Origin of the sequence: Nodularia sp. UHCC 0506, assembly GCF_034931045.1 — a bacterium.
Lineage (GTDB): Bacteria > Cyanobacteriota > Cyanobacteriia > Cyanobacteriales > Nostocaceae > Nodularia.
This window is the reverse complement of the sequence record NZ_JAYGHH010000010.1, coordinates 28063-37701: the sequence shown is the minus strand read 5'-3', so window position 1 is coordinate 37701 and position 9639 is coordinate 28063. Positions and strand designations below refer to the sequence as shown.

General features: G+C 41.0%; 9 protein-coding genes. 2 read left to right on the top strand and 7 right to left on the bottom strand.

The genetic code is table 11. The features are described 5' to 3' along the window. The 6 genes from VB654_RS09105 to nifB all read right to left on the bottom strand — a co-directional run. Positions 1-425: AAA family ATPase (locus VB654_RS09105; RefSeq protein WP_323213396.1), on the bottom strand; the 425-nt coding region annotated here is incomplete at its 3' end. Between the two features lie 306 nt (positions 426-731). Next, on the bottom strand, positions 732-1085 hold the full coding sequence (locus VB654_RS09100; RefSeq protein ID WP_323213395.1) for a group 1 truncated hemoglobin: 354 nt from the start codon (positions 1083-1085) through the stop codon (positions 732-734). Between the two features lie 193 nt (positions 1086-1278). Continuing rightward, positions 1279-2181, bottom strand: coding sequence for a Fe-S cluster assembly protein NifU (gene nifU, locus VB654_RS09095; RefSeq protein WP_323213474.1), 903 nt, complete (start codon positions 2179-2181; stop codon positions 1279-1281). Positions 2182-2263: 82 nt separating this feature from the next. Then, positions 2264-3460, bottom strand: coding sequence for a cysteine desulfurase NifS (gene nifS / locus VB654_RS09090; RefSeq protein ID WP_323213394.1), 1197 nt, complete (start codon positions 3458-3460; stop codon positions 2264-2266). Further along, entirely contained in the window at positions 3457-3810 is a 354-nt protein-coding gene (locus VB654_RS09085; RefSeq protein ID WP_323213393.1) for a DUF362 domain-containing protein, read from the bottom strand. The genes nifS and VB654_RS09085 overlap by 4 nt, the downstream gene beginning before the upstream one ends. A 225-nt stretch (positions 3811-4035) precedes the next feature. Further along, a complete protein-coding gene (nifB, locus tag VB654_RS09080) occupies positions 4036-5484 on the bottom strand; it encodes a nitrogenase cofactor biosynthesis protein NifB (protein ID WP_323213392.1) in 1449 nt (482 codons plus the stop codon). Between the two features lie 1289 nt (positions 5485-6773). Here nifB and VB654_RS09075 point away from each other — a divergent pair. Further along, entirely contained in the window at positions 6774-7721 is a 948-nt protein-coding gene (locus VB654_RS09075; RefSeq protein ID WP_323213391.1) for an NAD(P)-dependent alcohol dehydrogenase, read from the top strand. Here VB654_RS09075 and VB654_RS09070 read toward each other — a convergent pair. Next, a complete protein-coding gene (locus tag VB654_RS09070) occupies positions 7712-9121 on the bottom strand; it encodes a serine/threonine-protein kinase (protein WP_323213390.1) in 1410 nt (469 codons plus the stop codon). The two genes, VB654_RS09075 and VB654_RS09070, sit on opposite strands and share 10 nt — an antisense overlap. Positions 9122-9492: 371 nt before the next feature. Between VB654_RS09070 and VB654_RS09065 the strand changes: the two genes are divergently transcribed. Next, positions 9493-9639: type II toxin-antitoxin system HicA family toxin (locus VB654_RS09065; RefSeq protein ID WP_323213473.1), on the top strand; the 147-nt coding region annotated here is incomplete at its 3' end.

The following is a 9639-nucleotide window of genomic DNA, read 5'->3' as shown; positions in this document are numbered from 1 at the left end:
ATAGGCATAGCAAAACCACCACATACAACGTCACCAAGTACGTCGTAAGATACGAAATCTAGGTCTTGGTAAGCACCGTTTTCTTCTAAGAAGTTGATGGCGGTGATAATACCACGACCAGCACAACCTACACCGGGTTCTGGACCACCAGATTCTACGCAACGAACACCACGGAAACCGGTGAGCATTACTTCTTCGATTTCGATATCTTCTACTGCACCACGTTCAGCAGCCAAGTGAAGAACGGTTGTTTGAGCCTTACTGTGTAACATCAAACGGGTGGAGTCAGCTTTAGGGTCACAACCAACGATCAGGATGCGTTGACCCATTTCTGCCATAGCTGCTAGGGTGTTTTGGGAAGTGGTAGATTTACCAATACCACCTTTACCGTAGAAAGCTATCTGTCTAATGTTTTCGTCAGTCATGATTATTTATCTCCTGCAATTGGTTGGTTAGTGGGTCTGTTGGTTGACGTTCACGCCTGTTGAGCTACAGCAGTGAGCGGTTGTAGAACGTCGCCGGGGGCGAATGTGCTTAGGCACACGCCGGAGGCGATCGCTCCACAGCAAAATCGAGGGGTATTGGTGTCATAATAGTTCGGGTTAATTTTTTGTTTATTTGGTTTCCTTTGCCACTTGTCAAGCAAATGACAAAGGAGTTACACACTGTACAAATATGTGGAGAAAACAAGCAGGACTTGACGTAATTACTCGCCAATCAATGCAGAATTCCTACTTGTTCAAAATAGAAGCCTTTAAGCCTGAGACTTTAGCCATTGCAGCGCTGGCATTGTCTGCTGATACTCCGGCTGAGGTCATGGCTGCACCTAGATGCTTGGCAACAGCATCAAAGTGTTGGTCGTTTAACTTCATACCTGTGTGGGTTTTATCCATTGGACGACCAGAATATTGCTTTGGTCCATCAAATATCTGAGAAAAGAAAGCAATTTGATGAGCGCGTTGTTTGGCCATATCGGTTTTAGCAAAATAACCTTTGAGGCTACCGTCTGCCATAACGCTCTTATGAAAGGCATCAACTACTTTCTCAATAGTCGGTTGTCCACCAATGTTTTCGTACAAACTCATAACCTGATTCCTTGGAAGCGAGTTGGATAATGCAATTGGCAATTAGGTGTTGAATACTTTCACCTATGTACTATTGCTGTGTGTTTTCAGTAGGAATGAAGCATTGATGGGGCGAAAATTATCTTTCAAATCCTACTTACTGTTCCTGCTTAATGAATAACAGGCTCTATTTGTGCGGTGTGTAAATCTTAAACTATGGTGCGACTGCTTCGACTATCAGGTTTTTGCTGACACGATCTTGTAACCTGGCTTCGATAGCAATCTTTAAGGTGGCTGTACTGCTAGAACAAGAACCACAAGCCCCTTGAAGTACGACTTTGACTTTATCGCCTTCTACATCATAAAGTTCCACATCTCCCCCGTCTGCAATTAGTACGGGTCTGACTTCTTCATCGAGAACTTTTTGGATGAGTGCAATTCTCTGCACATTAGTTAGAGGTTTTGGTGATTGCTGATCAGATTGAGCAATTCCGACGCTGTGGTTGTTGAGAGCAGGTACGGCGGCTTTCTCCTTTACATCTCTTATAATATCATCAATATTGGCTAAACAGGAACCGCATCCGCCACCAGCTTTTACATAATTTGTTACCTGTTCCGCATCAGTGAGATGATTTTCTAGAATCACACGGCGGATTTTGGCTTCGCTGATACCAAAGCAGCTACAAATTAATGCGCCTTCATCATCGTCGTCATGGGTAGCAAGGGGGATGCCACGATAGTTATAAATAGCGGCTTCTAGCGCTTCTTGCCCCATGACAGAGCAGTGCATTTTGGCTTCTGGCAATCCGCCCAAGTAATCTGCAATCTCTTTATTAGAAACTTTCAAAGCTTCATCGAGAGTTAAACCTTTGACCATTTCGGTTAAAGCACTGGAAGAGGCGATCGCACTAGTGCAACCAAAGGTTTGAAAGCGTGCATCTAATATTTTATCAGATGCTACTTCAACTTTCAAGTGTAATCTGAGGGCATCACCACAGGCAATACTACCAATTTCTCCCATTGCCAGTTTTACACCAGGTTCGCCAGTTTCTTCAATAGCTCCCTGATTCTTGGGATTGTAAAACAAGTCTAATACTTTATCTGTGTAGTCCCACATATTGAGTGCTGAGTGCTGAGTAGTGAGTGCTGAGTGGGGGAGTAGGGGAGTGGTAAATTTTCTATTCCCCATTCCCTATTCCCTATCTATGAATTAATGCTTGTTCTTGCAGCCAACCCGCATCATCATTTTTAAAGGGGGACATGGCGCGTAAACGTTCGATAATACTGGGCATAACTTCGATAACTTGATCGATTTCGGCTTCTGTGGTGTAGCGACACAGGCTGAAACGAATGGAACCGTGTAAGGTGGTGTAGGGTAAACCCATAGCCCGCAGAACGTGGGAAGGTTCTAAGGAACCGGAAGTACAAGCAGAACCAGATGAGGCACAGATGCCGTATTTATTTAAGGAAAGTAGAATTGCTTCACCTTCGATGTATTTGAAACCGATATTTGTCGTGTTCGGCAATCTCTGCGTTGGGTCGCCATTCACTTCACAGTCGGGAATTTTGGCGAGTAAAGTTTGTTCCAGGCGATCGCGCAATTTTCTTTCTCTTGTGGTAGCCTCTTCTAAATGCCAGAGTTCCAACTCTGCGGCTTTACCTAAAGCAATAATCCCTGGAACATTTTCTGTTCCCGCCCGACGACCTCGTTCTTGGTGTCCGCCAATGAGCAAAGGACGGAAGCGCACACCGCGCCGGACATACAAAGCACCAATGCCTTTGGGAGCATGGATTTTGTGACCGGACAGAGTTAACATATCTATGGTGCTAGTCTTCATGTTTAGGGGAATTTTCCCCACTGCTTGCACTGCATCGACATGAAAGATTGCGCCGTATTCTTTAACTCTTAACCCAATTTGCTCAATGGGGAAAACCGTACCGGTTTCATTGTTGGCATACATAATTGTTACCAAGGCGGTGTTCCCAGTCAGAGAAGCTTCTAATTCATTTAAATCTAGCTGTCCCTGACGATTTACCGAAAGATAGGTAACAGTGTAACCTTGGGTTTCCAGTTGTTTGCAGACATTCAAAACGGCTGGGTGTTCAACCTGTGTAGTAATGATATGTCGCTTTTCTGGTTGTGCCAACAGTGCGGCGCGAATAGCCGCGTTATCGCCTTCTGTACCGCAACTGGTGTAAACAATTTCTGATTCCTCAGCACCAATAAGGGCGGCTAATTGTTGGCGGGCTATTTTTACAGCTTTACCAAGTTGTCCACCAAAGGTGTGCATACTAGAAGGATTACCGTAGTAGTCCCGCAGATAAGGCAACATCACCTCTAAAACTTCTGGATCTACCTTCGTCGTGGCATTATTGTCTAAATAAATGATGCTCATCCTGATACACCTATGACTTCGCTTTGATGGCGAGATAATTGTTCAGAGAATTTTGTGGAATAATAGTTAAACCAACGTTCCCAGTAATCTTGTTTCTTAGTTAATTTTGCTAAAGAGCGATTGTAATTAGCAAACCAGCCTTCCCAATAATCGTTGGGTTGTTTCACACAACCGGTACAGGTGGGACAACCAGCTTTACACTGAGGAACAGAATAAACACTACCAAAACAGTTTGTGCAGAGTTCGGGGTCAATCCAACGATTACCGTCAATTACCTTCACTGCATTAGTGGGACATACAGACAGACAAAGATCACAGGAAATACATTGGCTAGTGATTTGGTAAGCCATAATTATTCTCCTTTTTAATACAAGAGTGGAAAATGGGTAGGGGCGGGGTTGAAACAGTATGTCTGTATTCCGTCGAAATTCTTCATAAACCCGCCCATGAGAAATGGTTTAGGGGAGTGTTGTATAGCAACCACCAAAGTGGTGAGGACATGGAAAAAGTCTAAACCCAAGCCACAACAAGTATTTCAATTTTGACTTTTGCTACAATTCCCCATTCCCTAATTCCTATGCCTTATTTCCTAACTCCTGGACATATTGCTCGTAAAATTCCAAAGCAACTTTTTCAATCACGTCGTAAGCTTCAACAGTCCGTATTCCCGCTTCTTGCAATTTCTCTTGAGGACAGTTACCAATTTTGGAAACTAAAACTGCTTTGCAATCTGCGATCGCTGCCATAATATGTTCAAAAGTGGCTTCTTCACTAAATCCACCTTGACAATACTGGTCAATCTTGCGATGACTGACAAAGGTAACTTGATTACCATCCACTTCGTAAATCTGGAATTCCTTCGCATGACCGAAGTGTTGGTTAACTAATCCACCGCCTTTAGTAGCAACTGCAACTAAAATTTTAGGATTATTGGCAGATTTCTTGCCCGCACGCGCCTTATCCTTGGCTATTTTGAGTTCTTCCTTAAACTTCTCAATTCCTTCGTGAACAAGGGTGCGTTGTTCCAAGTCATATTCTGGAGTCATTTCCAAGAATTTATCTTTAGTAAATTCCTGACTGCGGTCTTCTCCTAATAATCCTACCGCATCGGCTCGGCATTGGCGACAATGGCGCATCATTTTCATGTTGCCAGCGCAATTGTCTTGAACTGCTTTCACTTCTTTGGGTGTGGGGCCACGTTGACCTGTTAAGCCGAAATGTGTGCCGTGTTCTGGTGCAGAAATCAAAGGCATGATGTTGTGCAGGAAAGCACCATTTTCACGAATCATTTTATTGACTTCGATCAAGTGCTGGTCATTAATTCCTGGAATCATCACAGAGTTAACTTTGCACAGAATATCAGCTTCTCTCAGAGCTTGCAAGCCTTCCATCTGCTTTTCTAGCAGAATCTTAGCCCCTTCAACACCTCTATAACGTTTCCGTTTGTAGTGAACCCAAGAATAAATCTGAGCGCCGATTTCTGGGTCAATGGTATTTAGGGTGATAGTAACGTGATCGATATTTAATTGTTTAATGCGGTCAATGTATTCTGGTAACATTAAACCGTTAGTTGAAAGGCAAAGCTTAATATCTGGTGCTTTGTCTGCAATCAATTCAAAGGTGCGGAAAGTCTTTTCAGGATTCGCCAATGGATCACCAGGCCCCGCAATTCCGACCACTGTCATTTGGGGAATTTTGCCTGCAATCACCAAAGCCTTGTGTGCAGCTTCTTCTGGTGTTAGCAATTCGCTCACTACTCCAGGACGACTTTCGTTAGCACAGTCGTATTTGCGATTGCAATAGTTGCATTGAATATTACAAGCTGGTGCAACTGCAACGTGCATCCTGGCGTAGTGGTGATGGGCATCTTCACTATAACAGGGATGTTGGGCGATGCGTTCTTGGAGCTTTTGATCCATTTCGACGGTGGTGCTGCTGTCGCATCCGCAACCACCTGATTTTGCTTGGGTTGATGCTGGTTCCTGATGGGAGGAGGTGAGGAGTCCGGTAGACGGTAGTATCATTGAATTTCGCAAGGGTCAGTGGTGGGCTAAATGCCACAGTGGGAGATGCCGTTGCTACTGTCTTTACCTAAGAATTGAAGTCGCGTCTTGTAATCAGTTAACAGTTATTAATTTGTTGACTGTTGACTAAGTTCCTAGTTCGGCTGGTGTGTGTCAAGTTTGAGGTCTATCTGGGGTATTTGTTTGTGGGTACAGCCGCGACTTCGATTCATTTAAGGCATGGTGCTATCTCATCCCTCCACTCACTCTTGGCTTTTGCTGTTGGCTAGGCGTTGAGTGATTGGCGATATAAGATTTATAGCAGCCACTCTCAAATGGTCGGTGCGTTTATGGAGTATAGAATTTATTGGATTTATTACGCTTGTACTCAAATTTTCAAACCCTATCTGTGTGGGTTTTACAAACATTAAATATTTATTTTTCGGGTAGGGGTGCTAGTATTTTTCAGTTGGGGTACGAGTATTTAAGAATAGGGGTTCAGGATTTCTTGGTACTCATGTGTAACCCAGTTGTAGAAAGGGTCTTAATCTATTTTCTCTTAGTTTTTAGATACATAAATCTGTACTCAAATCAGCCTGAAATCCCATTTGAAACGACAAATACTAGGGAATTAAGGGGTGAAAAACTGGAACAGATTGATGTCCTATTGCTCCAGAGTCGTGAAATGTCCGATTCTGTATCTAACATATCATTTTTTTTGAGCTAAAAATGCAATTCATCTTTTTTTAACTTTTACAGAGAATCAAACGAGAAGGAATTACATAAACGCCGTTAAACAAGGATTTCTCTTCATATCGATCATACACTTATTGATAATTTATGTCTACAACGTCATAATGTGAATAATTACTTACTGGATTTGCTTGTTAACGGCGAATGGATTGAGGATTTCGCAAAGTTAAAATTGAGATGTCGAGGATATCTGATTATGTATCTAACCTAGCATTTTTTTAAAAAAGAAAATGCGTTTTATATTTATTTTATGATCTGGGGATAAAATTACCTATTAATTAGGGCTGGCTGAATAAATGTAAAACCCAAATAAATTAAAGGTTTGAGGCTGATAAACCCGAAAGTAGGTGCAAGGTTTTTGAAGGGTGTATCATCAAAAGTGTGAATTTGGGGTTGAATAAATCAGAATGGAACATTCCTACACAGCTTTTGAGGAAAAGCTTAAATTTGCTGAATATCTGAATAATTCTGCCCAAAGATACTTTCACTGTGTCTTGTAAACTGGGTTAATGGTTGACAAGAGGTTTCTTAGTTCAACAGGGTAGCAGGAGAAAAGCATGAAAGCGGTAGTTATCTGGCGGTATGGGTCTGCTGAGGTATTGCAGTACGAAGAGGTGGCGCAACCGCAAATCAAGCCGAATCAATTGCTCGTGAGGGTTCATGCAAGTAGTGTTAATCCTATTGACTGGAAAACTCGCCAGGGTATGCTAAGTTTGCTCACAGGCAATAATTTTCCCCTGATTTTGGGGTTTGATGTGGCTGGGGAAGTGGTCGCTGTTGGCTCACAGGTGACACGTTTTCAGATGGGAGATGCTGTTTATGGTGGTACTAGCTTCCCTGGAGGTGCTTATGGGGAATTTGCAGCTGTACCAGAAAATTTAATTGCTCCCAAGCCAACGAACTTGACTTATGAGGAAGCGGCTACTTTGCCTTTAGCGGCACTGACGGCTCTCCAAGCACTGCGCGACCAAGGTAATATTAAATCAGGTCAATCTGTGCTAATTAATGGCGCTTCGGGTGGAGTAGGTATGTTTGCAGTTCAAATTGCTAAAACTTTAGGGACTGAAGTAACTGGTGTTTGTAGTACTAGAAATTTGGAGTTTGTGAAATCTCTAGGGGCAGATAGAGTAATTGATTATACTCAAAAAGATTTTACAGAAGAAGGTAGACAGTACGATATTATATTTGATGCAGTGGGCAAGCGATCGCTCTCTAATTGCAAACGAGTCCTTACACCAAACGGTATTTATATTTCCACTCTACCCACACCGGAAGTTTTAATCCAGAGTGTGTTAACAGCTTTCCTTCCCGGACAAAAGGCTAAGTTTGTAATTGAAAGGCCTAACACTGAAGACTTAGTTTATCTCAAAGAATTAATTGAAGCGGGTAAACTGCGAACCGTGATTGACCGGAGTTTTCCGTTAGCTGAAATAGGGCTGGCTCATAGTTATAGTGAGAGTGAAAGGACTGTGGGGAAAATTGCCATAGTCGTGCTTCAAGATTGATTGAGCCAAGTCTGAATTTCATTAACTAACCAACCACATTCTTCCTCATTTAAGCGCCAATTTAAGCGCATACGATGACGATATGTACGGATAACTACTTGCCAGCTGTGTTGGTCTGAGGAATTTTCACTTTGTTGACATACATAAATAGAGCGAATATTTGTAATGAAATCAGAGCTTGACTCAAATTTCCCAAACCAGCAGTTCTTAAATACAAAATATTTATCTTTGGCATCAAAACGAATATAACCACCATAGTGATTTTTGTTAATCAAATCAACATCTCTATTTACAATTTTTTTAATTAATACATCAATTTCTTTGTTGGTGGAATCGTCTAGTATTTTCCATCTAAGTAATATCCATACTAAGAAAATAAATCCAGTAATTCCCAAAAATTGAACTCCCCCAATTAAAAATAAAAATAATGGGATTAAGATTAACAATTGTTTATAGTTTACTGGTTCTTTATATCGATAAATTTCTAATTCATCTGGAGAATTTTTAGTTACTACAAGAAAAGGTCTAATAAGGTGTATGCCTGGCTTTTTTTGGGCGGAAAATGTCTGAACAGAATTAGATTCGACTTGCTGAAAAAGTAACTCAAGAGCTTCATTCGCAGTGGCGAATCTTTGTTCTAAAGCTGGGTCAGTTAATTTTTCAATCCAACTAATAAAATTGGCACTTACATTGGTATAACCTGCAAATTGAATTCGCAAATTATTCTGAGGTAAATCAGCAGGAGCTACACCTGTAAGTAAATGAATTAAAGTAGCTCCTAAACCATATAAATCAGAAGCTGGTACAGCTCGTCCCCAAAACTGCTCCATTGGAGTATAGCCGACAGTACCCACTACAGTAAAGGTTAATCTGGTGACAGCCATTCGGTCTTGTACCGCACCGAAATCCACCAGATATATCTGTTTATCTTCACTCTGAATTAAGTTACTGGGTTTAATATCTCGATGGAGAACGGCTGGATTTAATTGATGGAGATAAATCAAAATTTCCAAAATTTCTTTGGCAATTTGTTTAAGTTCTGCCTCACTAAATTTTGTGCCTTTTGCTAACAAATCTTGTAAGGTGGAACCAGGAATATAATCTTGTACCAAACACCACCAACTCAGACCGGAGACTGGCTGTTGGTCAACTAAAAAGTAGTCTCGATAGCGGGGTATTCTCTGGTGATTGAGATTTTGCAATACTTGGGCTTCTCGCTCAAATAATTTCAAATCATCCCAATGAAAATCATTACTAAAAACCAGAAGTTTGAGAATAACTAATTCATGATTGGCATTATTTAAATCTTTTGATAGCCAGGTTTGACGACCAGCCATAGTATGACCCAACTGTTGTTGAAGTTCATATCTTTCTTGCAATATTTGTCCTGAGTTAAACACAATATCACTCCTATTTTTATTTAAGGCTATGACTGCGCTAAATACTTTTATTTATGATGAATAAGCCAATTTATAAATAAAAATTATTTTTAGCGTATGGGTACAGATTCGGTTGAGGTTTTGCAATAAATGTATTCCTGATTTTAACATTGGATATTTAAAATTGTGGTATTTGAAATAAATTGCAAAAATAATTACTTTGTGATATTAAATTTTTCAGTAAAAATACTTGAGTATGGACAAAATTTAGATATGTTTGTAGATGCGATCGCATACTATAGATTTAGCTTGAAATGACTAACGCTGAACGATAGTGAACCCAAAACTCTAAAAAAGCAATATGAAAACAATAAAAGATTTCCACTGAAGCTATGCCCAAGAAAGTTAGAGAATTGAAAAGCTTGTTGCTACAAGCGGGGTTTAATTACCGAACTGGAAAAGGTAGCCACACTAATTGGTATCATCCCCTACTGCCTGGAAGAGTTACTATATCAGGTAAGGATGGAAGTGATGCTAAG